27 protein-coding genes are annotated in these 26,693 nt (G+C 39.2%); 3 read left to right on the top strand and 24 right to left on the bottom strand.

Features of this window, described 5'->3' with window-relative positions; all coding sequences use genetic code 11:
* Window positions 1-136: 136 nt before the first annotated feature.
* Window positions 137-760, top strand: coding sequence for a sporulation-specific diadenylate cyclase CdaS (gene cdaS / locus ACZ427_RS17655; RefSeq protein ID WP_461177996.1), 624 nt, complete (start codon window positions 137-139; stop codon window positions 758-760).
* Between the two features lie 834 nt (window positions 761-1,594).
* On the opposite strand, the gene dnaB is transcribed toward cdaS, so the two are convergent.
* From dnaB to ACZ427_RS17635, 4 genes are read right to left on the bottom strand one after another with little or no spacing between them, the layout of a single operon-like run.
* The gene (dnaB, locus tag ACZ427_RS17650) at window positions 1,595-2,959 is read right to left on the bottom strand and encodes a replicative DNA helicase (RefSeq protein ID WP_461177997.1); all 1,365 of its coding nucleotides are present in this window, start codon (window positions 2,957-2,959) and stop codon (window positions 1,595-1,597) included.
* A 53-nt stretch (window positions 2,960-3,012) separates the two neighbouring features.
* Window positions 3,013-3,459, bottom strand: coding sequence for a 50S ribosomal protein L9 (rplI, locus tag ACZ427_RS17645; RefSeq protein WP_461177998.1), 447 nt, complete (start codon window positions 3,457-3,459; stop codon window positions 3,013-3,015).
* Entirely contained in the window at window positions 3,456-5,432 is a 1,977-nt protein-coding gene (locus tag ACZ427_RS17640) for a DHH family phosphoesterase (RefSeq protein ID WP_461177999.1), read from the bottom strand. Before ACZ427_RS17640 ends, rplI begins: the two co-directional genes overlap by 4 nt.
* 44 nt (window positions 5,433-5,476) lie before the next feature.
* Window positions 5,477-6,421 carry a YybS family protein gene (locus tag ACZ427_RS17635; protein ID WP_461178000.1) on the bottom strand — a complete coding sequence of 315 codons (945 nt, stop codon included), beginning with the start codon at window positions 6,419-6,421 and terminating at the stop codon, window positions 5,477-5,479.
* A gap of 227 nt (window positions 6,422-6,648) precedes the next feature.
* On the opposite strand from ACZ427_RS17635, the gene ACZ427_RS17630 reads away from it, so the two are divergent.
* Window positions 6,649-7,146 (top strand): DUF1189 family protein, encoded by a 498-nt coding sequence (locus ACZ427_RS17630; RefSeq protein ID WP_461178001.1) that lies wholly within the window; start codon window positions 6,649-6,651, stop codon window positions 7,144-7,146.
* A gap of 268 nt (window positions 7,147-7,414) precedes the next feature.
* Here ACZ427_RS17630 and rpsR read toward each other — a convergent pair whose 3' ends face one another.
* From rpsR to ACZ427_RS17595, 7 genes are all read right to left on the bottom strand, one after another.
* The gene (gene rpsR / locus ACZ427_RS17625) at window positions 7,415-7,645 is read right to left on the bottom strand and encodes a 30S ribosomal protein S18 (protein WP_461178002.1); all 231 of its coding nucleotides are present in this window, start codon (window positions 7,643-7,645) and stop codon (window positions 7,415-7,417) included.
* 35 nt (window positions 7,646-7,680) lie between these two features.
* On the bottom strand, window positions 7,681-8,205 hold the full coding sequence (gene ssb, locus ACZ427_RS17620; protein WP_461178003.1) for a single-stranded DNA-binding protein: 525 nt from the start codon (window positions 8,203-8,205) through the stop codon (window positions 7,681-7,683).
* A 15-nt stretch (window positions 8,206-8,220) separates the two neighbouring features.
* Window positions 8,221-8,508 (bottom strand): 30S ribosomal protein S6, encoded by a 288-nt coding sequence (gene rpsF, locus ACZ427_RS17615; RefSeq protein ID WP_461178004.1) that lies wholly within the window; start codon window positions 8,506-8,508, stop codon window positions 8,221-8,223.
* Window positions 8,509-8,816: 308 nt separating this feature from the next.
* A complete protein-coding gene (gene ychF / locus ACZ427_RS17610) occupies window positions 8,817-9,917 on the bottom strand; it encodes a redox-regulated ATPase YchF (protein ID WP_461178005.1) in 1,101 nt (366 codons plus the stop codon).
* 188 nt (window positions 9,918-10,105) lie between these two features.
* Entirely contained in the window at window positions 10,106-10,306 is a 201-nt protein-coding gene (locus ACZ427_RS17605; protein ID WP_461178006.1) for a DUF951 domain-containing protein, read from the bottom strand.
* A gap of 80 nt (window positions 10,307-10,386) precedes the next feature.
* The gene (locus ACZ427_RS17600) at window positions 10,387-11,283 is read right to left on the bottom strand and encodes a mechanosensitive ion channel family protein (RefSeq protein WP_461178007.1); all 897 of its coding nucleotides are present in this window, start codon (window positions 11,281-11,283) and stop codon (window positions 10,387-10,389) included.
* Window positions 11,284-11,304: 21 nt separating this feature from the next.
* Window positions 11,305-12,330: a YkvI family membrane protein gene (locus ACZ427_RS17595; RefSeq protein ID WP_461178008.1), complete on the bottom strand. Its 1,026-nt coding sequence runs from the start codon at window positions 12,328-12,330 to the stop codon at window positions 11,305-11,307.
* An 85-nt stretch (window positions 12,331-12,415) separates the two neighbouring features.
* Here ACZ427_RS17595 and yyaC point away from each other — a divergent pair, with 85 nt between their 5' ends.
* On the top strand, window positions 12,416-13,042 hold the full coding sequence (yyaC, locus tag ACZ427_RS17590) for a spore protease YyaC (RefSeq protein ID WP_461178009.1): 627 nt from the start codon (window positions 12,416-12,418) through the stop codon (window positions 13,040-13,042).
* Window positions 13,043-13,115: 73 nt separating this feature from the next.
* Here yyaC and ACZ427_RS17585 read toward each other — a convergent pair whose 3' ends face one another.
* The 13 genes from ACZ427_RS17585 to rpmH form a co-directional block, all read right to left on the bottom strand.
* Entirely contained in the window at window positions 13,116-13,748 is a 633-nt protein-coding gene (locus ACZ427_RS17585; RefSeq protein ID WP_461178010.1) for a transporter, read from the bottom strand.
* A 57-nt stretch (window positions 13,749-13,805) separates the two neighbouring features.
* Window positions 13,806-14,510: a DUF554 domain-containing protein gene (locus ACZ427_RS17580; RefSeq protein WP_461178011.1), complete on the bottom strand. Its 705-nt coding sequence runs from the start codon at window positions 14,508-14,510 to the stop codon at window positions 13,806-13,808.
* 166 nt (window positions 14,511-14,676) lie between these two features.
* Entirely contained in the window at window positions 14,677-15,516 is an 840-nt protein-coding gene (locus tag ACZ427_RS17575; RefSeq protein ID WP_461178012.1) for a ParB/RepB/Spo0J family partition protein, read from the bottom strand.
* Window positions 15,497-16,270 (bottom strand): ParA family protein, encoded by a 774-nt coding sequence (locus ACZ427_RS17570; RefSeq protein ID WP_461178013.1) that lies wholly within the window; start codon window positions 16,268-16,270, stop codon window positions 15,497-15,499. Before ACZ427_RS17570 ends, ACZ427_RS17575 begins: the two co-directional genes overlap by 20 nt.
* Window positions 16,271-17,481: 1,211 nt before the next feature.
* Complete coding sequence (gene noc / locus ACZ427_RS17565; RefSeq protein ID WP_461178014.1) at window positions 17,482-18,345, bottom strand: nucleoid occlusion protein; 864 nt, start codon at window positions 18,343-18,345, stop codon at window positions 17,482-17,484.
* A gap of 280 nt (window positions 18,346-18,625) precedes the next feature.
* Complete coding sequence (gene rsmG, locus ACZ427_RS17560; RefSeq protein WP_461178015.1) at window positions 18,626-19,342, bottom strand: 16S rRNA (guanine(527)-N(7))-methyltransferase RsmG; 717 nt, start codon at window positions 19,340-19,342, stop codon at window positions 18,626-18,628.
* Window positions 19,343-19,363: 21 nt separating this feature from the next.
* Entirely contained in the window at window positions 19,364-21,250 is a 1,887-nt protein-coding gene (mnmG, locus tag ACZ427_RS17555) for a tRNA uridine-5-carboxymethylaminomethyl(34) synthesis enzyme MnmG (protein ID WP_461178016.1), read from the bottom strand.
* A 37-nt stretch (window positions 21,251-21,287) separates the two neighbouring features.
* Window positions 21,288-22,664 (bottom strand): tRNA uridine-5-carboxymethylaminomethyl(34) synthesis GTPase MnmE, encoded by a 1,377-nt coding sequence (mnmE, locus tag ACZ427_RS17550; RefSeq protein ID WP_461178017.1) that lies wholly within the window; start codon window positions 22,662-22,664, stop codon window positions 21,288-21,290.
* A gap of 1,072 nt (window positions 22,665-23,736) precedes the next feature.
* Window positions 23,737-23,997, bottom strand: a complete 261-nt coding sequence (locus ACZ427_RS17545) for a hypothetical protein (RefSeq protein ID WP_461178018.1) — start codon at window positions 23,995-23,997, stop codon at window positions 23,737-23,739.
* A gap of 158 nt (window positions 23,998-24,155) precedes the next feature.
* Window positions 24,156-24,767: an RNA-binding cell elongation regulator Jag/EloR gene (gene jag, locus ACZ427_RS17540; RefSeq protein ID WP_461178019.1), complete on the bottom strand. Its 612-nt coding sequence runs from the start codon at window positions 24,765-24,767 to the stop codon at window positions 24,156-24,158.
* Window positions 24,764-25,528 (bottom strand): YidC family membrane integrase SpoIIIJ, encoded by a 765-nt coding sequence (gene spoIIIJ, locus ACZ427_RS17535; protein ID WP_464883588.1) that lies wholly within the window; start codon window positions 25,526-25,528, stop codon window positions 24,764-24,766. Before spoIIIJ ends, jag begins: the two co-directional genes overlap by 4 nt.
* Window positions 25,529-25,628: 100 nt before the next feature.
* A complete protein-coding gene (gene rnpA / locus ACZ427_RS17530) occupies window positions 25,629-25,979 on the bottom strand; it encodes a ribonuclease P protein component (protein ID WP_461178021.1) in 351 nt (116 codons plus the stop codon).
* Window positions 25,980-26,108: 129 nt separating this feature from the next.
* A complete protein-coding gene (gene rpmH, locus ACZ427_RS17525) occupies window positions 26,109-26,243 on the bottom strand; it encodes a 50S ribosomal protein L34 (RefSeq protein WP_461178022.1) in 135 nt (44 codons plus the stop codon).
* Window positions 26,244-26,693 lie beyond the last annotated feature (450 nt).

Raw genomic sequence — 26,693 nt, 5'->3', positions numbered from 1 at the left:
GCAATTGTTCGGTTAAATATTAATTTCTATATGTCCAACTGTATATTTCATTTAAGTAGGTTAACAAGCAATCCACGCATAAAACACATCTTTTCGTAAAAAGTATTCAAGAATACATTAATGTGTGGGGTGGAAAATGACTTCTATTGAGCCACAACTATCTAAGTCGATGATCGGTCAGCTAAAAGGAAATTTACAGAAGCTTTCTAAAGAGATTCATCACATGATTCATACGATTGAAACAAAAGAATGCAGTGTTTTACATGAATTTGAGGATGTTCATACGATATTTCATGATATCCAGGCATCCACTGCTTCTTATTATTTAAAATCCTATTTGGCACCTTTTACAGATCAATTTGAAGTGCTCTCTACAACGATACAGCACTTATCTGATCGCAATCATGGTGCTTTAATTGTCATCCAACGCAACGAAAAGCTGGATGCTTATATCCATTCCGGGATTACACTAAATGCTGAGCTGTCCTATCCGTTGCTGGAATCTATTTTTTACACAGGAAATCCATTACATGACGGTGCTGTTTTAATCTGTAATGATACCATTACTTCTGCCGCCAATGTGCTTCCATTATCAGAACATCTGATATCAGGGAGGAAATTGGGTACGAGACACCGTGCAGCACTCGGACTTTCTGAACAGACAGATGCACTGGTACTGGTTGTGTCAGAGGAAACCGGGAGAGCAACCTTTGCATTGGATGGAAATTTATATCCCATACGTATGAACGGACTTGTGTAAATGTTATGGACTTAGAAAACTTGGCTTTTCGCCCAAGTTTTTGGTAAATTTTGTTGCCCCTTAACGTCGCATTTGATATAAAAGACGACGTAACCTAACAGTGACTTCCTCTCATCCTTTACAAAATGAGTGCTACTCCAGCGCTGCTTAAAAAACACTCGCTTTCCACGGGGAACGCTTCAGCCTCCTCACTCGCAAAGACCGCTCACTGTGGGGGCTTCAGACTGTTCCTTTTCCCGTAGGACCTGAATTATCTTCATGAATCAACACCGCACGAAGAAAATTGGTTTGTATTTTCAAGGAGTCTCGCATTTTTTAAGCAGCTTAGAATAGCTTTCTATTTGAGTGAGAAAGCCCCCATGAAACATAGATTCCATGAGCTTTATCCTTTCTATAATCAGAACACCACTCTTAGCGTAGGCAGAATACGTAGACTCCAGCGGGAACAGCACTTTACGTAAGACCCCGCAGCGGCGATCTTCCGCGAGGAGGCTGAAGCCGTGCCCGTTAAAAAGCGAAGTATTCTGCCGAAGCGATTATGATAGCACTCGGGTTCAAAAGAAATGGAAGATAGCAAAACCATGATAAAGTTACTTCGTCTTTTATATCTTTTGTGTCAAAAGCAACATATCTTTTTGGTGGGACGAGTAACCGCAGTCCCAGAGCTTTTCGATGGGGCGAGTAATCGCAGGCCCAATCTTTTAAAGAACAGCCTTCTAGTTAAAATTGGCTGTTTTCATTATAGATGGTGGCGGCATGCGCTTAGCCGCCATGTTGGTTTCTTAACTGCCAATAAAAAAGAAACAGCCTCCAAAAAGGCTGTTTCTTTCAATCCTACACGGGAACCGGAGGCACATCGCTCTCCGAATACCGGTGATCCAGATCCACGAATTTATTATATTCCTTCACAAACGCAAGCTCCACATTACCGACTGGACCGTTACGCTGCTTGGAAATGATAATTTCGATAATATTCTGTTTCTCGGATTCCTGATCATAGTAGTCATCCCTGTACAGGAAACCTACGATATCAGCATCCTGCTCAATACTTCCGGACTCTCTCAAGTCAGACATCATCGGGCGTTTATCCTGACGTGACTCCACACCACGGGAGAGCTGGGAAAGAGCAATCAGAGGGACATTCAGTTCACGCGCTAACCCTTTTAATGAACGGGAAATCTCTGAAACTTCCTGCTGTCTGTTTTCACGTGACCCCGCAGTCCCCTGGATAAGCTGCAGGTAATCGATCAAAATCATCCCAAGTCCGTTTTCCTGTTTCAGGCGGCGGCATTTGGAACGGATCTCACTGACACGGATGCCGGGAGAATCATCAATATAGATGCCGGCATTCGACAGAGACCCCATCGCCATTGTCAGCTTACTCCAGTCATCTGCCTGAAGCTGTCCGTTACGCAACCGTTGAGCATCAATATTCCCCTCAGCACACAGCATACGTTGGACGAGCTGATCAGCGCCCATCTCGAGGCTGAAAATCGCAACATTCTCATCACTGTTAACAGCAACATTTTGGGCAACATTCAGGGCAAATGCTGTTTTACCTACAGAGGGACGGGCTGCGATAATGATTAAATCATTTGGCTGAAAACCGGAAGTAATCCGGTCAAGGTCACGGAATCCCGTCGCAACCCCTGTGACATCTCCATTGGCCTGATGTAGCTGTTCAATGTTGTCATAGACATCGATCAACACATCTTTTATTGCTTTAAAAGCACCGGAGTTTTTACGACCGGATACCTCTAATATATTTTTTTCTGCTTCATTCAATACATCTTCTATTTCGTCTTCCTTTTCGAAACCGGATGTAACAATATCTGTCGCTGTCCGGATCAGGCGGCGAAGCAATGCTTTTTCTTCCACAGTTCTTGCATAATATTCAATATTAGCCGCAGTTGGTACACTCCCGGCCACTTCAGTAAGGTAGGTTACCCCTCCAGCTTCATCAAGCTGTTTGGCGTTTTGCAGAAATGTCGTCACTGTTACAACATCAATTGGTTCACCTTTATCTGCCAGTTGCATCATCGCTGCGAAAATACGCTGGTGACCTGCACGATAAAAATCTTCAGCTACCAATATCTCCGAAGCAGCAGAAAACGCCTCCGGCTCCAGAAATATTGCACCAATGACGGATTGCTCAGCTTCAATATTATGTGGTGGTGTACGTTCATTCCATTCACTCATCGTGAGGTCCCCTCCTTTCGCTCAAGAGCTTTTTTCTTTGTTGTCACTTACCCTTATTTCTCTGTCACATGGACTTTAATCGAACCGGATACTTCTGGATGCAGTTTTACAGGTACGGTGGAATAGCCTAACGCTCGAATCGGTTCATTCAGTTCAATTTTCCGTTTGTCAATTTTATAGCCATGTTCTTTGTTTAGTGCTTCGGCAATGTGCTTGCTTGTAATGGAACCAAAGAGTCGTCCGCCATCTCCTGATTTTGCTTTTAATTCAACGGTCAGATCTGCTAATGTATCTTTTAAATCCATTGCGTCTTCTTTTTCCTTTTGTTCTTCCTGTTCGTTTTTGCGCTGTTGTGCTTCCAGAGCCTTCAAATTCCCTGGTGTTGCTTCTTCGGCAATTTTATTTTTCAATAAATAATTACGTGCATACCCATCGGATACGTTTTTTACTTCCCCTTTTTTGCCTTTGCCTTTTACATCTTTAAGGAAAATTACTTTCATTCTGTTTCTCTCCCCTCATAATATTCATCTAAAATATCTTTCAATAACCCTTCAGCATCCTCCAGGTTCGTATCTGCAATTTGTGTGGCTGCATTCGTTAAATGACCGCCACCACCCATTCTTTCCATAATCACTTGTACATTGACATTCCCCAGTGATCTGGCACTTATACCTATTCTGCCATCGTCACGCTCGGAAATAACGAAGGACGCTGCGATACCGCTCATTGTCAGAAGGGTATCGGCCGCTTGAGCGATTAATACCTGTCCGTACGTTACCCCTGGTGCAGCCGTTGCGATTGCAATCTCATCCCTGTAGACCTCTGAACGCTCGATTAATTTACTACGCTTTACATAAAGATCAAGATCTTCCTTCATAAACCGTTGTACTAGCACCGTATCAGCACCTTTGGAACGTAAATAGGATGCTGCGTCAAATGTCCGTGATCCTGTTCGCAATGAAAAGCTTTTTGTATCGACAATAATCCCTGCCAATAATGCAGTAGCTTCAAGCATTTTTAGTTTTAATGTTTTCGGCTGATACTCCAGAAGCTCTGTTACAAGCTCTGCAGTCGAAGATGCATATGGCTCCATATATACTAAAGTTGCATTCTCAACAAATTCTTCGCCGCGGCGATGGTGATCAATAACCACCTTATATTCTGTCTGATGCAACAGGCTTTCACTTGCCACCATGGATGGCCGATGTGTATCCACAACGACTACAAGGCTTCTGCTCCCGGTAATTTCCTCTGCCTCTTCTGGGTCAATGAAATGCTGCCAAAGGTCTGTGTCTTCTTTAATTGCATCAACAAGCCGGTGTACACCTGTATCCAAGTCATCCGGATCAAATACAATATGCCCTTTTACATCATTTGCCTTGGCAATATTTAAAATTCCTATTGCCGCACCGAGTGAATCCATATCTGGTGATTTATGTCCCATAATAATGACATTATCACTCACTCTGACAAGTTCCTTTAATGCGTGGGAAATAACACGTGCTCGTACACGGGTTCGTTTTTCCATCGGGTTTGTTTTCCCACCATAGAAACGGACTTTCCCTGTGTCATCCTTGATAGCAACCTGGTCGCCGCCTCGTCCAAGTGCGAGATCAAGACTCGATTGGGCGAGCTCACCAAGTGTCGGCAAGGATACATCACCTGTCCCTACACCGATACTGAGCGTAACAGGATTATTCTGTTCTCCACTTAATTCCCGGACTACATCTAAGATATCAAATTTTACCTTTTCCAGCTGTTGAAGGATTTCCTTCGTCCCTACAGCTACAAAACGTTCCTGTGAAGTTCGTTTCAAATAAAGGCCATTTTCTTTTGACCAGCTATTTAAAACAGAAGTTACCTCAGAGTTTAATTGACTCTTCGCGGTATCATCCATGTTTTGGGTGATTTCCTCATAATTATCAAGGAATATAATCGCTAAAATCGTTTGTTCATTATGATATAAATTTTGTAATTCGTACTGTTTCGTTCGATCAAATAAATATAATAAACGCTCTTCTTTTTTAACGATTGTCTGAAATTCATATCCACTCAGTTCAAACCATATCTTATCCTTGTTTTCTTTTATCTTAGGAATGAGTTCTTCAGAGAGGATATTGAGAGAATCTCCTACAAGCGAACTATCCTCTTTACTAAATTTATTCATATAAGGATTTGCCCATTCGATGGTGAAATCCTCATTATAAAGGATAATACCAAATGGCATTTCCAATAACGCTTCTTCACCAACCTTTTTAATCCGGTGGGAGAGCGTTGAGATGTATCTCTCTGTCTCATTGAGCAAAGTTCTTTCGGTACGGATACTATAGTAAAAAGAAGCAGCCAAAAATAATGTCATAATGAGACCAAGTCTCCATTGAAAATACCATATGACCACCAACAATATAATGGAAAGTAAATAGATAATCCATAAATGACTGCTTAATGTTGGTTTTTTGTGTAAATCCGGCATACCATTCAGCTCCTATTTACGTGACAACCTGTCTATTTCAAACGTTATTCTTTATCTGTCATGCGTTCTCTTAACCTAAAGCCTATATCAATTATACCTAAAATACGCACGAAATAAAGGAGAAATATTGGAAAAAGCAATGTTAAGACAATACTTAATACCGGAATTGCCTTGGACATTTTTTTATGATGTGCGTAAAAGAAGATGAAGGAAAATCCTTGTATTGCCATTAACAGCCCAGTTAATACCATAGCATTCTCTGCTGCCAGGTAGAAAATACTGGATGAATCCATCTCGATAAAGGAAAAAATTAACGCAGCAAGATAAATCCAAATTAGCGCAGTTGGAAATTGCAACTTGCGAAAAGGAGGAAAATATAAATTCCTTTTCTCAATTCGATTGATGAGTTTATAAGCAATCCATTGACTGATAAACGCTAAAACGATTGCTGAGATAGCAAGCATTACAGGAAATAATTCCGTTAAATAGCTAACGTATTCCTGCATGATTTCTTGTATTTCCCCGGCTTGTCCCGCAGCTCCGAATTGTTTCAGGAGTTCTGTGCTCATCTGCATTGATTCTGTAAATAATCTTTCAAGCTCTGCAATCCAATTCACCTGAAAAATAAATTGGGTGAACACAAAAGCAAATAAAAGACCAATAATAAACCCGAATGTACCCCGTGCCCATGTTTCATAAGCTGAAGCATTCTGATGAATGGCACTTCCAATCATTAATCCACCCAGTCCCATTAAAACAGCTAATGGCAGTGAGAAAACAGTAGCTAAAGCCAATGTGATGATTGTTGCTACTGCGAACATTAATAACGTCGGCTTCCAATCATATCTTGCGGCATATATAATAAAAGGAACCGGTAATAGAAGCATACTGAAAATATTTAGAACAGGAACAAAGGCGCTTATTAACAACAACACCATGAAAATTCCAGTTAGCATTGCTCCATCCGTGATTTTCTTTGATTGATTCATTCTTGCACCTCTTCTAAGACATATTACAATTTCCCATTACTACATGATAACATGATTTTACTTGAAAGGGTTGTCGAAGTCCGTCGATATATATATTTCCCGGGCAATAATTTGTCCTTTAAAATTCCTTGTCATTTCTACCTCGATTATATTACCATCCGTTTTCATTTTACGCGCTTTTATGACTAATTTCGATTATAATGAAAACTGTAGACTTTATAATAAGGATGAAAAATATGATTTTCCTGCAAGCATTTGTACATAGTATCAAACTTCCAAGTAAAAACGCAATCTTCAAGCTTAATCGTATCGGAATGGACATTACCGTCGGATATATGTTTATCTTATTATTTCTTGTATCTGTTCCATCTTTAATCAGTCAGCTGACAGCAACTAGCGGCCTTGGCCATGATATGAACGTCATATTTAAGCTGATATATTTCTTCATGTTTTATTACTTGCCTTTGACCATAATCGTGTTCTTATCCCTTTGTCTGATTGCTTATATCGGTACATTGATTGCAAAACTGACACAGCGGAAACTGCGCTTCGGCATGCTATGGAAAATGAGTGCATATACGACAACCATTCCATTTCTTCTCTATACGGTCATCGCCCTGCTCGTTTCTGTCAGTGACAACTATTTGCTACTGTCATTTATCTATTCATTTGCATTACTGGTCAAGATCATTTCGGTTTATCCCAAGCGCAGGAAGAGAAAATAAACTCTTAATACATTATGCCTGTCATCAAAAAGATCTGGGACTGCGGTTACTCGCCCCACCGAAGACATTTGGGGCAACGCCTATGTGACCAACATCGTGTTGGCCCGAAGCTGAAGCGTTGCCCGCGGAAAGCGACTACCCGGAGCGGAAATCAACCCAGATTCAGCATATTTTATATCAATTGCGAAGGTTAAAGAGCAACAAAATTTACGAAAAGAATTAAAAAACCTCCAAATCCAGCGGTAAGCAAGGATTTGAAGGTTTTATTTTACTCAGCTGCATATGGCAATAAAGCCATTTGACGAGAGCGTTTGATTGCGATAGTTAGTTTACGCTGATATTTTGCAGAAGTTCCAGTTACACGACGTGGAAGAATTTTTCCGCGTTCAGAAATGAAACGTCTTAGCAAATCAACATCTTTATAGTCAATGTGTGTAATACCATTCGCTGTGAAATAACACACTTTACGACGCTTTGCGCGTCCGCGACGAGCTGCCATGAGAAAACCCTCCTTCATTTTTTAATTTATCCGTTTTAGAACGGCAAATCATCATCTGATATATCAATAGGCTCCCCATTATTTTTGAATGGGTCGTCCTGATTCTGGTTCTGATTTTGTTGATTTTGATTTTGTTGATTTTGATTTGGTTGAAATTGATTTTGGTTTTGGTTTTGAAATTGGTTCTGATTTCTGTTTTGCTGGAATCCTGAAGTATCCTGCCCTCTATCTTGAGAGGCACCTTTAGATTCTAGAAATTGTACACTGTCTGCAACGATTTCTGTCACAAAAACAGTTTTCCCATCTTGTCCTTCAAATGTACGTGTTTGAACACGACCATCAACACCGATCATGCTGCCTTTTCTCATGTAGTTTGCCAGGTTTTCAGCTGGTCTGCGCCAAACGACACAGTTAATAAAGTCAGCTTCCCGGTTTCCCTGCTGATTGGAAAAAGGCCGATTCACTGCAATCGTAAAATTGGCTACAGCCACGCCATTTGGTGTATAACGTAAATCAGGATCCTTCGTTAACCTGCCTACAAGTACGACACGATTTAACATCAGAACCACTCCTTATTATTGTTCATCTCGAATAGCAATATGACGAATAATGTCATCAGAGAACTTCGCCAGGCGATCAAATTCATTGATTGCTTCTTCGCCACCGTTGAAGTTAATGAGTACATAATATCCATCACGGTAATCTTGGATTTCATAAGCAAGACGCTTCTTACCTTTTTCGTCCACTTTTTCAATTTCCGCTCCATTATCTGTCAGGATGCCATTAAAACGCTCAACAAGCGCTGTCAAAGCTTCCTCTTCAATGTCTGGGCGGACGATATACATGATTTCGTATTTTCTCATCCGTTACACCTCCTTTTGGTCTTAGCGGCCACCATTTTCTTATAGTGGCAAGGAGTAATCGATAATAATTACTCACAATAGAGAATTATACCAAATTTATTTCAAAAAAACAAGCCTTCGAGAGATCCCAATTATACGTTTTACACCTTTTAGTTTCATATCATAGCCACAGAAGAAAATATACTCGCTTTTCAATGCGTATGCATTTTCCAGGATTCTCGCATATTTTCTCTGTCCATGTTTTATCAGCCATCAGCATTTTCTTTCATCCAAGAACCAAGTATAGCATCGAACTTTTAAAAAACTGCCTACACATTAAAACGAAAATGTATGACATCGCCGTCTTTTACAATATACTCTTTACCTTCCAGGCGCACTCTTCCATTTTCACGTGCCTGTGCCATTGCCCCTGCTTCCATAAGATCATCATAGGAAACCGTTTCTGCACGGATAAATCCCCGTTCAAAATCTGTATGGATAATCCCTGCTGCCTGTGGGGCTTTAATGCCTTTTCTAAATGTCCATGCACGCACTTCCTGTTCACCTGCTGTAAAGTACGTAGCCAAACCTAAGAGATTGTATGAGGCTTTAATCAGTTTATCAAGACCGGATTCATCAATCCCAAGATCCTCGAGGAACATCTCTTTTTCCTCCTGATCCAGTTCAGAAATTTCTTCTTCGATTTTTGCACAAACTACAATAACCTCTGCATTTTCCTTCGCAGCATACGCTTTTACCTTTTGTACATTTGGATTGGATTCAGGGTCAGCGACTTCTTCTTCACTTACATTTGCTACATACAGGGTTGGCTTACTTGTCAATAAATGGAGACCTTTGACAATTTTCCACTGGTCTTCAGTAAATTCCAAAGCCCGTACCGGTTTTTCTTCTTCAAGACCTTCTTTTAATTTCACAAGTATATCAAGTTCCGCTACAGCTGCCTTATCTTTCTGCCTCGCTAGTTTTTCCACCCGCTGGAAACGCTTATTAACGGTTTCCAAATCTGCGAGGATAAGTTCCAAATTAATGATTTCAATATCATCAATAGGATCAATCTTTCCTGATACATGCGTAATATTATCGTCTGCAAAACAGCGCACAACCTGGCAGATTGCATCAACCTGGCGAATATGGGACAGAAATTGATTGCCCAATCCCTCCCCTTTACTTGCTCCTTTCACAATACCTGCAATATCAGTAAACTCAAATGCTGTAGGTACTGTTTTTTTCGGTTTTACTAATTCTGTTAATTTATCTAAGCGGTTGTCTGGTACTTCCACAATTCCGACATTCGGGTCGATCGTAGCAAATGGATAATTTGCCGCTTCTGCTCCCGCCTGTGTAATTGCATTAAAAAGCGTAGATTTCCCTACATTTGGAAGTCCGACAATTCCTGCTGTCAAAGACATACAACTTTCACTCCTTAAGGATTCCATTCATATGAACGCGTAATCTAATTATAGATAGGTTTTAAAAATAAGACAAGTTTGCAAAAAACAAAAATAGGCAACAAAAGGATGCCTATTTTTGTCATTTACCCTATTAATTTATCTTTTTATACCCCTATTTTACTATTTTGTGTGTCCAATAGTCAATTTTAACTATTTTCTGCGGATTCCAGTACTTTTTTCATTTTTTTCGTAAACTCTCTGCGAGGAATCATTACACTATGCCCACAGCCTTGGCATTTAATACGGATATCCATTCCCATACGAATAATTTTCCAGCGGTTCTCCCCACATGGATGCGGCTTTTTCATCTGTACCACATCATTCAATCCAAATTGTTTTTCTGCCATTTGGTGTTCTCCTTTTTTCACAGATAAGAAAGGGCAAAGTTTTCTTACTGCATAAATGTTACTTCCATTATAGCAAAAAATTACTGTCCGAGCCCGCGGTTTTTATTCATTTCTTCCTGCTCATCACGTGAATACATTACGACACGAGGTGATGGAATTTCAATTCCTGATTTGTATAGTTTGTCCTGTACTTCTTTGCGAATATTCCGCTCTCCAGCCCATTGAAAACCAGGCAGCGTATCCGCAATCACTCGAATAACAAAATGGGAAACGTCAAGATTTTGTACACCAATAATTTCCGGCGTACCTACAATGAAATCATATTTTTCCGGTAATGTTGCAGCAACTTCATTAATAATTTGTTCTGCATCATCAACATTGCTTTCATACGGTACATTAATATCCACGATGGAAAGCCCATTGTGTACGGAATAGTTGGTTACCTGCGTAATATTACCATTCGGCAAAACATTCATTTCCCCTGTCCAGCTTAGTACCTTTGTTATCCGCAAGCCGATTTCTTCCACTGTACCTTCTATACCGGATACTGCTATATAATCCCCTACAGAAAACTGATCTTCAAAGATGATGAAAAATCCGGAAATAATATCACGAACCAGGTTCTGTGCACCAAAACCAATTGCCAGTCCGACTACACCGGCACCAGCGATTAATGGCCCAATCTCAATGTTAAACACACCCAAAATCATAACAATTGCTACAAAGTACACGAAATAAGCGACAACACTTTTAATGAGTTTTTTAAGTGTGTTTTCCCGTCGTTCGGTAATTCGGATAGGCCCTTTCTGTTTGTTTGAAAAAAGTCTGTCTACAAGTTTTCTGATAACCTTTACAATGATTACAGCCAGTATTATTATGGCAAGGATTCTTAATGCTCCAGAAGCAATAGTTGTCCATAGCTCAGGACCTGTTAAATAATCCCATAATGATGTAATTTGGGTATTGACTTCATCCATTCTAAAACCTCCAATTTATTGCTACGTCTTTTTATTTTCCAGTTTATTCCAAATTGGGTACAACAATAATCGTGTTAATACATACAAATTTAATATTCCGTAAACTGGATAAATATAGTTAATCAATGTAGAAAAACCTAATGTTGTCAATGGAATCATTGTAGCTAAGGTTACCACTACAATCAAGCCTAACGGTTTCTTTATATACTCTTGAACTCTTGTTACAATTCCAAGAATACCGGCAGCTGCCGTTGTGAAAATCGCAAACCAGAGAAGAATTCCCATAAATATTAGCATCTCAAATGGATAATCTCTAAGTATTGCGAATAACGGAATCTCATATAAAAGCAATTCATCCGCTATCTGTATTAAGCTATTATTATATACATAGGAAATAACACCTAATATAAGGCCACTTCCCCCACAGGCAATCCATATCTCCTGTTTGGATTTGACTTTATTACCTATTGCACCCAGTACCGCGATCATTGGCAGAATATTCAATGCAGTAAATGGAAAAGCTGCCGCCCAGTTTCGTTGTTCATGCCAATGGGAAAATAATTCCAACCCCTGATCCCTCGTAAATAATAGAAGGATAAACAACAGACCCCCCAGTAAAAGTGGTAAGACAAACTGATTCATTGCCAGTAATCCATTAATTCCTTTAAGAAATAACAGAATTAGGGCAATTACCATAATACCTATACCCCACCAATAGGAGAAGTTAAACGCCTGTCCAGTTGCTCCGCTTCCTGCAATCATCACGACCGTTGTTGTAAACAGATATAAAAATATCATCACGTCATAAATACCAGTCAACCTTGCTCCCACAATATCCCGCAATACTGGAAGGTAATGGGTGGATTGTTGCTCACGGCTAATCTTCATGATGACACCACTGGACACAGAGAAAAAAATGACAAACATGAGAATAGCCAGTCCGCTTTCATGTCCAAAAAATTGCCATAACTCTCTTCCCGAGGCATACCCTGCACCTATTGTTGTTCCGATTATTAAAAACATCCATTTCAGACCAGCTTTTATCATGCCTTTTCCTCCAATTTTTTGAATTTATGTATAGATCGGTAAAAAAATCCGTATACTATACCAATATGATTGTGGAGGATAAGCTATGAATCTTAAGAAGCGTTTTATGTCCCAACATGAGAATTTTCGTATGCTGCATACAGATCCTGACCTTCTTGAAAATATGAGTAAGAAAATAATTACATGGTTCCCGGAATCCCCACACGAATATGTGGTTGTCTGTATCGGGACAGATCGTTCTACCGGGGATGCACTTGGCCCCTTAGCAGGAACTGCCTTTTCTGCAATGAAACCAAAACATATGACCGTTTATGGCACACTAAAACATCCGGTGCATGCGACTAATTTAAAAGAATATATCCATCTTATTAAAGAAGCACATAAAAACCCCTATATTATTGCGATAGATGCTTGCTTGGGGAAATCAGCAACAATTGGAGAATTGACAGCCAGTAAAGGGCCGGTAAAACCGGGGGCTGCCTTGAATAAATCACTTCCTTCCATTGGTGATATACATATTACCGGTATTGTTAATGTCAGTGGTTTTATGGAGTATTCCGTCCTGCAAAATACACGATTATCCATTGTTATGGACATGGCTAATAAAGTAGCTGAATTGTTAGATTGTATGGATCAACAAATGACATATAATTATTCTATGCCTGCAGTGGTTTTACAGAAGCAGAAACAGGGTAAGTTAAAATATATGTAACTCCCCTTTTATATAATAAAAAACAACGAGCCCTCATTAAAAGGGCTCGTTGTTTTTTGTATATGGTTATAAGCTAATTGATTTCTTTTACTTGCTCCTGTTTTTTGGCCTTTCGATTTTTATAAAAGCTATCCACCTTTGTAAATACCCATTGCAGTGCCAGACCCTGAATTAACACTCCTATGATGGAAGTGCCTGTTAGGAGCCAAATTGTAATGGTGTTGTCAGTCACAAAAATTTCCCGTCCAAAAAACATTAGATGTCCAATTATAACGTAAAGTGCGTCCGCATAGGTATTAATAGAACTTTCCAAATCCCAAACAACTACGGATTCAACCAGCAGCAAAGATAAAATAATCAATCCTACAAGCAACAAGGATCGGTAGGTTAACTTTTCAACAAAAGGAGATATATAATATTTCGTGATTGTCTTTATACGGAACAAATAGACAATCCGGACAATTCTGGCCACCTGAAAAAATTGATCAAACGGAATGATAGCAATAACCAGGAATGGATTTTGTTTAATGAAGTTCCATTTTTCCTCCGTCATTATCAACCGGATGAAAAAGTCGAAAACAAAAACGCCCCATACAATCCAATTGATTGTTGTATTATATGTATCCTCTGTCCAGATTGTTGCGATAGTCAACATAACAAGAAGAACCATTATTCCTTCATATATTGTTTTCAGGACTTGCTGCATAATGAATCCCCTCTATAGTCTACTTTATTTCTGAGCGCTTTATCCCATTGCTGTCTATTAGAACAATTGATAGATATAATAGATTATAACGACTGTGACAATTGCCGGCAATAGATTCCCAATCCGTATTTTTGTGATATTTAACATATTTAGTGCAATAGCGAGAATCAGCAAACCACCTACTGCGGTTAACTCGACAATTAATCCATTTAAAAAACTTTCTGGCAGCCATTTTTCGATTTGTGTTGCAAATAATGCAATTGCGCCCTGATAAAGTAAAACAGGAAAAACGGACAATATGACACCAAAACCTAACGTTGTGGTTAACACAAGTGCCACAAATCCATCAAGTATACCTTTTGTTATTAAAACCTCATGATCTCCCCTCAAGCCCCCATCCAACGCTCCAATTACAGACATCGCACCAACAACAAAAATCAAGGATGCTGTAACGAAACCTTGAGATATGCTAAAGTCATCACGGGTAGTTGTGAATTTGCTTCCGATCCATTCACCAAACCGATTCAGTCCTTCTTCCAGATGGATAAGTTCACCAAGGAGTGCTCCTGAAAGCAAGCTTAGGAGCACTACAATAATTTCTTCTGTTGAAAAGGCCATTTGTAAACCGATTAATAGAACAACAAGCCCGATACCGTGCATCACAGTTTCTTTATATCTCTCCGGTATTTTAGTGAAAAACAATCCAAACAAACTTCCTAAAACTATCAACACTCCATTTACCAATGTTCCAAATAAAGCCATTTCCCCATCTCCATACCTCGTAATTTTATGTATAAATCAATATTAAACCAATACGGAAGGTTTTTACAATGTTCCACGTGAAACAATATAACTTCATGTCTTCCCAATAAGTAAACAAAAGACTAACACTACTAATAGCGTCAGTCTTTCATTCTTAGCAATTCATTTATTGTTTTTCGAGAACTTCTATGATACGTTCCAAATCTTCATCAGAATGAAACTCAATTTCAATTTTTCCTTTTCGTTTGCCCTTATTAATGTTAACACCTGTTCCCAGCCGTTGCTGTAACATGGATTCTCTTTCCTGAATAAAAATGTCCTTCTTCGGTTTTCCCTTTTTAGGAGTGGGCTTTTCATTCAGCTGTGTAATTAGCTTTTCAACTTGTCTAACATTCAGTTTTTCCTGTCTTATCTTTTTAACTATCGGGACTACTTTATCTTTGTCTTTCAGTCCAAGTAATGCACGTCCATGTCCCATGGATAACTCGCCATTACTAATGTATGCTATTACCTGATCCGGTAAAGACAGTAACCGCACAGTGTTTGCAATATGAGACCGGCTTTTTCCCAGTCGCTTTGATAACTCTTCCTGCGTTACTTTTAATTCATTCATTAAATTTGCATAGGCATGGGCTTCTTCAATTGGAGATAAGTCCTCACGCTGCAGGTTTTCCAGTAATGCCAGTTCCATCATTTTCTCATCTGAAAGTTCTTTGATGACGACAGGGACTGTTTCCAGGCCTGCCTCTTTTGCAGCTCTGTGCCGTCTCTCCCCTACAACAATTTCATACCCTTTAATGCTTTTTCGGACAATTAATGGCTGAATAATCCCATATTCTAAAATAGATTCCTTTAATTCCTCTATTGCATCGGCATGAAATGTTTTTCTGGGCTGATATGGATTTGGCCGGCATTCCTTCACTGCGATTTCATGTATTGAATCATTATCCTGCTTTTCAATGTCAGGGAAAAAGGCATCAAGTCCCTTACCCAACCCTTTCGCCATTAGCAATCACTTCCTTTGCCAATTCAAGATAGACCTCTGCACCTCTTGATTTTGGATCGTACGTAATAATCGGCTGTCCGTGACTTGGAGCCTCTCCTAAACGTACATTTCTTGGGATGATAGAGTTATAGACTTTATCCTGAAAATATTTTTTAACCTCATCAATTACCTGTAACCCTAAATTTGTCCTTGCATCAAGCATTGTCAGTAATACGCCTTCAATCATTAATTCTTTATTTAAATGCTTTTGCACCAGACGTATCGTATTTAACAACTGACTTAAACCTTCCAGGGCATAATATTCACATTGAACCGGAATCATTACCGTATCAGAAGATGTTAATGCATTAATCGTCAATAATCCTAATGAAGGTGGACAATCTATAATAATGTAATCATATTGATCTTTGAGGCTTTCCAATGCTGACTTTAACCGGATTTCTCTTGAAATAATTGGTACAAGTTCAATTTCTGCCCCAGCAAGTTGGATCGTAGCAGGTATAATATCTAAGTTGCTAATTTTTGTTGAAACACAAACTTCCTCTGCCGGTAATCCTTCAACGAGAACATTATAAATACATTGATCCATATCCGCTTTATTAACACCAACGCCACTGGTTGCATTGCCTTGTGGATCTGTGTCGATTAATAGAACCTTATGCCCTAACTGAGCAAGGCATGCACTTAAATTAACAGATGAAGTTGTTTTTCCTACGCCACCTTTTTGATTTGCGATGGACAATATTTTTCCCATGTTGACACCTACCTATTTTAGAAACTTGCAAATTACATCCATTATTTACTTGATTGTACAATATCTTCTATTCTATCATTTTTTCGGCAAAAGCGACTATACTTTTGATGCAATGTTATTAAAACGTAAACAGGAATAATGCTTGGAATCTTAAATTTCCCCCATGAATCTGATAATGTGTCCTTGTTTGGATTTTAATATTAGAAAACTTGGCTAAATGCCCAACCTTCTATGGCAATAAAGCCAAAGTCCGCACTTGTGCAGTAAAAAGGTTTTTACTTCTATATGAAAACAACTGTTATTAGAACCGGAAAAGTTATTCAGATAACCCCATGAACCAAGATTATATTTTTTTGTTGCTCTTTAATGTCGCAGTTGATATAAAAGACGACGTAACTTGAAATTATGGTTGGTGCGATTACTCGCTACGGAAATACACTACGCTTTCCGCGGGCGGCTGGTGAGCCTCCTCGTGCTATCGCACTCCGGGGTCTCACCGATGCCTTTTTTCCCGCTGGAGTCTCCGTGTATTTCCTTCGCTGGTTAGCGCACTGCAACTTATAGCATTTATTTATTGCTTTATTGCAATCACGTAATAGTTATGCACTTTTAAGATAGTTGATTGGAGCGGAGGACCGTTGACTCCAGCGGGAACAGCACGAGCTGAAGACCCCGCAGAGTGGGTTTCTCGAGGAGGCTGAAGCCGTGCCCGCGGAAAGCAACGGTCCGCAGCGGAAATCAACCCAGCAGTTACTTCGTCTTTTATATCTTTTGTGTCAAAAGCAACAAATCATTTTGGTGGGGCGAGTAATCGCAGCCCCATGTTTTTTCGATGGGGCGAGTAATCGCAGTCCCAAAATCTTTTCGGTGGGACGATTAATCGCAGTCCCAAATCTTTTCAGTGGGTAGCGTAACCGCAGTGCAAATCTATTAGCCTTCTGGTTACATTAACTGTTTTCATTATAGATGGGGGCAGCATGCTCCTAGCCGCCATGCTGGTTTTTTATCTTCATAGAAAACTCGTCTTTTCAAGTCACACGTATACGATAAAGATTTTAATAGTTTAACTTATGAAAAGACCCACCTTCTCTTGAAAGATGGGTTTCATTTATTAGAAAACTTAGCAGTCGCTATAGGTTAGGCGATTTGCCAAAGCCAGCACTTATGCAGTAAGAAAGTTTTATACTTTATTAACTGTGAATATAAAAATATTATTTCTTTTTCGGTATTTTAATTGTGATTTGATAATAGTCATCCAATTCTTCTTCGTCAGATTCTACATCTACCCCTGTATCTGACACCATACTCAGTGATTGGCGTATAGTATTCATGGCAATTCGGATATCCTTATTAAAGCCCTTTAATTTCGTACGCTTTTTCTTTTGCTCTTCTTTTGGCTTATTCATATTAGTGATCCGTTCTTCTGTTTGTTTTACGTTTAAGTCCTGTTCTATGATATCATACAGCACCTTCAGCTGTTTTTCAGGATCATCTACCTTAATTAACGCCCTTGCATGACGCTCGGTAATTTCTTTATTTAATAACGCCTGTTGTACTTCATCTGGAAGCTTTAACAAACGGAGCTTATTTGCAATCGTTGATTGGTTTTTACCCAACCTTTGAGCTAAGGCTTCCTGTGTTAATGAATGGAGTTCCAATAATCTAGCATAAGCATTCGCTTCTTCAATGACCGTCAGTTCTTCTCTTTGAAGATTCTCTATCAAAGCAACGGAAGCGGTTTCTGCATCCGTCATTTCCCGAATGATTGCGGATATATTTTCCCATTCCAATGATTGAACAGCACGCCATCTGCGTTCACCGGCAATCAGTTCATACTTCTCTTCTTCTCCCTCCAATTTCCGAACAACAATTGGTTGGATCATTCCATGTGTATTTATTGTCTGCGCCAGTTCCTTTATTTTTTCTTCACTGAAAATTGACCTGGGTTGATATCGATTCGCTTCTATTTTATCAATAGGAATCTGGATCACTTCATCTGAATTGTAGGTTTTTTCTTGTTCATCAGAATCTGACTTATCTCCCAAACCAAAAATCCGATTAAAAGGACTTACCACATCAGACACCACCTTTTTATTCAAACTACTTTTAATACTGGTATTACATTTATGTATATAAAATTGTTTCACGTGAAACAATGGAAATGAAATGTAAAAAATATGAATCTATCAGACCTTATATATACTTAATTAACTGTTAAAAAACCGCTGTGAACAAATAGTACTCGACCTTTCTGAGCCCATTTTACCACATGCGATATTAAAAAAGAAAAAGAATAGAATCGGATGAGTTTTCTACATCTATTATTATATAGTAAAAAAGCTGAGTACGCCAATTTTACTCGATCGGGTCTTTATTTGGCGTACCAGCTTTTCTTGGATATTTTTTTGGTGTCTTCCTTTCCTTATTTACAATTACAATCGATCGTTCACTTTCCTCTTTCGGCAAGGAAAACGTATGAACTTGATCTATTTCTCCACCTAAAATTTTGATTGCAGTTTCAGCATTTTTCAATTCTTCGTTTGCCTGAGCACCCTTCATTGCGATGAATACACCGTTCTTTTTCGTCAAAGGCAGACATAATTCACTTAATACAGACATTCGGGCAACTGCTCTAGCTGTAACAACATCGAACGACTCCCTGAAATCTGCATTTTTTCCGAAATTCTCTGCCCGATCATGATGAAACGCAACATTTGTCAGTTCCAATTTTGTTGCCAATTGGTTGAGGAAACCAATCCGCTTCTGTAATGAATCCACAATCGTCACATGAAGATCCGGAAAGCATATTTTAAGTGGGATGCTGGGGAAACCGGCCCCTGCACCCACATCACAAATATGCAAATTACCCGTAAAATCATAGTGAAATGCTGCTGATATTGAGTCATAGAAATGCTTTAAATACACATCTTCTTCATCTGTTAATGCTGTCAAATTAATTTTGTTATTCCATTCCACCAATGTTTGAAAGTAAATAGAAAATTGATTCAGTTGCCGATCACTTAATTCAATTCCTTTTTCATTCAAGCTAATAGCAAATTGTTTTGGGTTCATATTTTAAAAATCCCCTTAAAATTAGTTGGCAATATGAGCAATATTTCCCTGCTCAATATACACAAGCAAGATGGACACATCGGCAGGATTCACTCCTGATATTCGGGAGGCTTGCCCTACTGACAATGGACGAACCTTTTTCAACCTTTGAATTGCTTCTGTAGCAAGTCCGCTAATATCATCATAATCAATATTTTCCGGAATTTTTTTATCTTCCATTTTCAGCATACGGGCAACTTGTTCGTTTGCTTTTTTAATATATCCTTCATACTTGATTTGAATGCCTACCTGTTCCTTCACTTCTTTTGAAAGTTCCGGATTTGTTTCAATCATCCGCTCCACCGTTTCATAGTTTAGCTCAGGACGTTTCATGAGATCATAAGCCTTTATCGCTTCTTTTAATGGTGTTCCCCTAACTTCTTTCATAATCTCATTTAATTCATCGGACGGCTTAATGATTATTTTGCTTAACCGTTTTTTCTCTTCTTCGACCAAACGTTTTTTCTCAACAAATCTTTGGTAACGTTCTTCAGGAATCAAACCAATATCATGGCCGATTTCCGTTAACCGCAGATCTGCATTATCATGACGTAGCAGTAAGCGGTACTCCGCACGGGATGTTAACAAGCGATATGGTTCATTGGTTCCTTTTGTTACAAGGTCATCAATCAATACACCAATATAAGCTTGGGAACGATCCAAAATAACCGGGTCTTTGCCAAGTACTTTTGCAGCAGCATTAATACCTGCCATAATCCCTTGTGCAGCTGCTTCTTCATAGCCGGATGTTCCATTAATTTGTCCAGCTGTATAAAGGCCTGGGATTTTTTTCGTTTCCAATGTTGGCCATAGTTGTGTCGGAACTACTGCATCATATTCAATCGCATAGCCGGCACGCATAATTTCCGCATTTTCGAGGCCTTTTACACTGCGCACCATTCCATGTTGTACCGATTCAGGAAGAGAAGTCGATAATCCTTGAACATACACTTCATCTGTATCTCTTCCTTCTGGTTCTAAGAAAATCTGGTGACGTGGTTTATCATTAAAACGAACGATTTTATCCTCAATAGATGGACAGTAACGTGGTCCTGTACCGCGTTTCATGCCGGAATACATTGCTGAAAGCTCCAGGTTATCATTAATCACCTCATGGGTGAATTCATTTGTATATGTTAACCAGCAAGGAATCTGATCGGTAATATATTCCGTTGTTTCATAGGAAAACGCCTGTTGCTTTTCATCACCCGGTTGAATTTCCGTTTGGGAATAATCAATGGTATTGCTGTTTACACGTGGTGGTGTACCTGTTTTGAATCGCGTCAGTTCAAAACCAAGCTTCTCCAGATTTTCGGAAAGCTTCACGGAAACACGTTGGTTATTTGGACCACTTTCATACTCCAAATCACCCATCAGCACTTTACCGCGCATAAAAGTTCCTGTTGTAACAATCACAGTTTCTGCGGAATATGCTGCTTTGGATTCGGTTATAACCCCTTTACACACACCGTCTTCCACGATTAATTCATTTACCATTCCTTGACGGAGGGTTAAGTTCTCCTGTCCCTCGATCACTTGTTTCATGTCTTTAATATACATCGGTTTATCGGCCTGTGCACGCAATGCTTGTACAGCAGGACCTTTTCTTGTATTCAGCATCCTCATTTGGATGTGATTTCTATCAATAACTTTCGCCATTTCACCGCCGAGAGCATCAATTTCTCTCACAACAATCCCTTTTGCCGGTCCGCCAAGTGACGGATTACATGGCATAAACGCAACCATATCCAGGTTCAGTGTGAGCATCAGCGTTTTTGCGCCTCTTCGTGCTGCTGCAAGGCCAGCTTCAACGCCTGCGTGTCCTGCACCAATGACGATAACATCATAATGTCCAGCATCATAAGTCATTTGTTTCACCCTTTCTTATAAATAGTTGTTTAATTGCTTACTTTCCTAAACAGAATTGTGAGAATAACTGGTCGATGAGGCTGTCACTTGCCGTGTCTCCAATTATTTCGCCTAAAAATTCCCATGTACGGGTTACATCGATCTGTACAATGTCCATCGGCATCCCAAGTTCTATCCCTTCCATTGCGTCTTCCAGGGCCTGTTTTGCCTGTTTCAGTAATTGAATATGCCTTATATTGGATACATACGTTAAATCACCGGTATCAATATCACCGGAAAAGAAGGTTTCAGCAATTGCTGCTTCCAATTCGTCCACTCCTTCTTCTTCAATTAATGAAGTGGTAATAATAGGATTTCCTTCCGTATGCTCTTTTACTTTATCCAAATCAAGCTTTTGCTCCAAGTCAGTCTTATTGATAATTACAATATATTCCAAACCTTTTACCGCTTCAAAAAGCTTTATATCTTCATTAGTCAGTTCATCATTATAGTTTAACACAAATAATATGAGATCGGACTCCTGCAGTACCTGTCTGGAGCGTTCTACTCCAATTTTTTCGACAATATCTTCTGTTTCCCGGATTCCTGCTGTATCTACCAATCGAAGCGGTACACCACGAACATTGACATATTCCTCGATAATATCACGAGTCGTGCCGGGTACTTCTGTTACGATAGCTTTATTTTCCTGTACGAGTGTGTTCATCAGTGAAGATTTCCCTACATTCGGACGGCCAATAATTGCTGTAGCAAGTCCTTCTCTTAATATTTTCCCTTGTTTCGCTACATTAAGCAGTTCTTCAATTTCCTTATACACTTCATTTGTTTTCTCACGCATCATATCATGTGACATTTCTTCCACATCATCATATTCCGGGTAATCAATGTTTACCTCAACATGCGCAACAGTCTCCAGGAGTTCCTGTCGATATTTCTGTATAAGACCGGACAGTCTGCCGTCCATCTGTTTCAATGCCACGGACATTGCCTTATCCGTTTTTGCCCGAATAAGATCCATTACCGCTTCTGCCTGTGAAAGGTCAATCCGCCCATGTAAAAATGCACGTTTTGTAAATTCACCTGGTTCCGCAAGTCTTGGTCCTTTCGACAAAATAATTTCCAGCACACGATTAACGGCAACCATTCCACCATGACAATTAATTTCGACAACATCTTCACGAGTAAATGTTTTCGGCGCACGCATGACGGAAACCATTACTTCCTCAGCAACGTCACCCGTTTCCGGATCAATAATTTTTCCGTAATGAATGGTGTGGGAATCCACCGCTTTTAAATCTTTTCCCTGAAAAACCTGGGCAGTAATCGAAATCGCTTCAGGTCCGCTCAATCTTACTATCGCAATTGCCCCTTCACCGGTCGGGGTTGATATGGCAGTAATTGTATCTGTCTCCATCGCTTTCACCTCCAACATTTGATATCTATATGATAAATAATTATTTATTATATTATTTAGTAACGACACTTTTATCGTCACTAACAAACTAGAATACCATAATTTCATTCAAAAATAAACTTATCCACAAAAATAATTTCGTGTGATTGAAAAAAACGTTTATTCACATGTGGATAAACGTTTTTTCTTTAGCAGTTAAGAAACTAACATGGCGGCTAAGAGCATGCCACTACTACTTTATAATGAAAACAGCTAATTTATCCAGAAGGCTGTTCTCTAAAAGATTGGACTGCGATTACTCGTCCCACCGAAAAGATTTGCTGTTTTTGACACAAAAGATATAAAAGACGACGTAACCTAACAGTGACTTCCTCTCATCCTTTACAAAATGAGTGCTAGTCAAGCGCTGCTTAAAAAATACTCGCTTTCCACGGGGAACGCTTCAGCCTCCTCACTCGCAAAGGCGGCTCGCTGTGGGGTCTTCAGACTGTTCCTTTCCCGTTGGAGTCTCGCATTTCTTAAGCAGCTTAGAATATCTTTCTGTTTAAGAGAGAAAACGTCAATGAAACACAGATTCCATGAGCTTTATCCTTTCTATAACAGAACACTACTCCCAGCGTAGGCAGAATACGTAGACTCCTGTGGGAATAGCACGAGTCTGAAGACCCCGGAAGAAGCGTTCTTTGCTTCTGAGGAGGCTGAAGCCGTGCCCACGGAAAGCGAAGTATTCTGCCGAAGCGATTGTGATAGCACTCGGGTTCAAAAGGAATGGAAGAAGCGATATCACGATAAAGTTACTTCGTCTTTTATATCTACTGCGACATTAAAGAGCAACTAAATTTACCAAAAGAGCCAACCGGAAAAAGATATAATCTTGGTTCATGGGGTTATTCTGAATAATTTTTCCGGTTCTAATAACAGTTGTTTTCATATCAAACGTATAAAACTATCTTACTGCATAAGTACGGGCTTAGTCTCTATTGCCATAAAAGCTTGGACGTTTAGCCAAGTTTTCTAACATATCCTTAAACATATACATATTTTTTAGTAGTATGCTCTACATCTCAAAAACTTAAGCATTCACCTGCTCCATAACAATATCGAGTTCTTTTAGCAGCTGGGCAACTTCATCTGCTTGCAGAAGAATGGGCATCTGGTCATTCACTGTAATCGTGCATGTGTCTTCCTGTTTTTTCAAATATTGATAAAGCTGTGTCAGTTGATCCGTAGATAAGGTAGATTGGGTGGAAATATTTTTCACTTGTGTAAGATAAAAGGTTTCCTGATCTTCATCAAAATCCCCACTGAATATCGTTCCGGAAAAATTATTCATTGATCAAACTCCTTTTTATTCAATCCTTAACCTATCATCATCGCACTTTTTGATTCTATACATAGTATTCTTTATTCATTCTTTACCTATACATAGACTTTTTGAACAACTTCTTATAAAAAAGCCCCGGTTTCCCGGGGCTTTCCATCAATATTTGGTTATGGTTTTATCACAATATTCCGATGTGGCTCGACGCCATCGGAATATGTCGAAACTTGTTCCATACCTTGTAATTTATTATGAATGATTTTTCGTTCAAATGCCGGCATCGGCTCAAGAGCAACTTTTTTATTTAACTGCATTGCTTTATCCGCCATTTTCAATGCCAGAGATTCAAGTGTTTCTTTTCTTCGTCCACGGTATCCTTCTGCATCAACCGTAACAGAATAAAACTGTTCGTTGTCCTTGTTTAATGCAAGATGCACTAAATATTGCAAGGCATTCAGGGTTTGACCACGTTTTCCAATTAAAATCGCAATATTCTCCCCTTGCAATTCATAAGTTACGTGATTACCTTCAATGGTTGTCACAATCTCTACATCTAGATTCATATGATTCGTTACTTCTTTAATAAATGCTTCCGTATCCTCGATTGAATTCTTAGCAATCACAACTTTAACAATTGCCGGTTTTGCTCCAAAGCCGAGTATTCCTTTTTTGCCTTCATCAATTACCTCAATCTCAACATGGTCCTCCGTGGTGTTTAACTGCTCTAACGCTGACTGAACCGCTTCTTCAACTGTTTGGCCACTAGCAGTTATTTCTTTCACTTTTTGTCTCCTCCATTATTGCTCATCATTGGTTTATTAATAAGCAGTGTTTGAATAACCATAAAGATGTTACCTGTTACCCAGTATAATGCCAATGCCGATGGGAAAAAGACCGCGAATACACCAATCATGACCGGCATGATATAAAGCATAACCTGCATTTGCAGTGCCATTTGTGGGTTGTCTTTCATACTGGTATTTGTTGACATCATTAATTTCTGCTGCAGGAATGTAAATCCTGCTGTTAAAATCGGCAAAATAAAGAAAGGATCCGGTGAGCCCAATTCAAACCATAGGAAGGAATGGGTACTGATTTCTCCTGTTCGCATAATTGCATGGTACATTGCAATCAATATCGGCATTTGCACTAAAATCGGCAGACACCCTGCTAACGGATTAACCCCGTTCTTTTGAAATAGCTCCATTGTTTCCTGTTGGAGCTTTTGTTGTGTTTTCTGATCCTTCGAGCTGTATTTTTTCTGAATCTCCTTAAGTTGGGGCTGAATTTCCTGCATAGCTTTTGAACTCTTTAATTGTTTAACATTTAAAGGCATAAGCAATGTACGGATTAACAGCGTTACAACGATAATCGACAATCCATAATTCTCACTGAAAATTTCAGCTATATTAATAATCACCCATGAAAGCGGATATACAAATATCGTGTTCCAGATTCCTTCACTCTCTGAAGTGATTGGCTCTTCAATTTGCATACAACCTGACAATATTGCCATTGCCCCGACTAACATCAGCAGCAACATGTACTTTTTACGCAATGTCTTTCCTCCTATCAAACCACTTACTAAATCACTCTACATGTCATTCTAACTTAACTGCATATAGGATTCTATTTTAATGTCACTATTTTTTAGCATTTTTTAGTAACTGTTCTTTATATAATAAATGGGTTAAGCTTTTTTTTATTTCCAGAAAACCCATATTCTTTGTCGGCTGTCTAGCAATAATTACAATATCATAGGATTCAGGTAATCGCACTTCCATTTCCTGAAATGCCTGGCGCAGGTACCTTTTAATTCGATTTCTCGTTACAGCGTTTCCAATTTTTTTTCCGACAGAAAGGCCAATCCGAAAATGGTTCTGGTTTGGCTTTCTAACATAGTATATAACAAGCTGCCGATTGGCAAAAGACTTTCCATATTGAAATGTAAATTGGAATTCCTCATTCTTCTTTATACGAAACTCTTTTTTCATAAACGCTCACCTTTACTGCGATCTACAAGCTATAAGCATGTCATCCAGTTAATCTATGTAAAGGAAAAGTGGTTCTTTTCCTTTCTGATTCTTATTAAAAGTAGAAAAGACCACTGACATTTCAGTGGCCTATGCAGACAATACTTTTCTTCCTTTACGGCGACGGCGCGCTAAAACCTGACGGCCGTTCTTTGTGCTCATACGCTGACGAAAACCGTGGACTTTTTTACGTTTGCGGTTATTTGGTTGAAATGTTCTTTTCATTATTCCTGCACCTCCCTAAGGGGATTTCTCAAAACCCTGTATATCAAAATTTAAAATTTAACCCTATCCATAGACAGTCTTTGTAATTATAAGTAAAACCCCTCCCATCTGTCAACTGTAATTTCATCTTTTTCTTCTCAAGTTTTATCCACAGCCCAATGTTGGGCAAATTTCGACCATTTTTTTCTATCCACAACAACTATCGACAAGATAATCACAAAATATAGGGGTGTGGATGAATTTTATATACAAGGCTTAGTATTTGTGGATAACTGTCGAAAAACCATTGCACTATACGGTTTTATTTGATATCATAACTGTGTTTAACTCTTATGAATAAAAATTCGGGTATTGACTTACCCACAATCTGTGGACAACATGTGGATACTTGTTCACACTACCGTTAATAAGTTTATCAACAAAAATGTGGACAACGTATATAACCTGATG

It is taken from the genome of Virgibacillus ainsalahensis (assembly GCF_055380755.1).
This window is presented reverse-complemented; position numbering and strand designations above follow the sequence as displayed.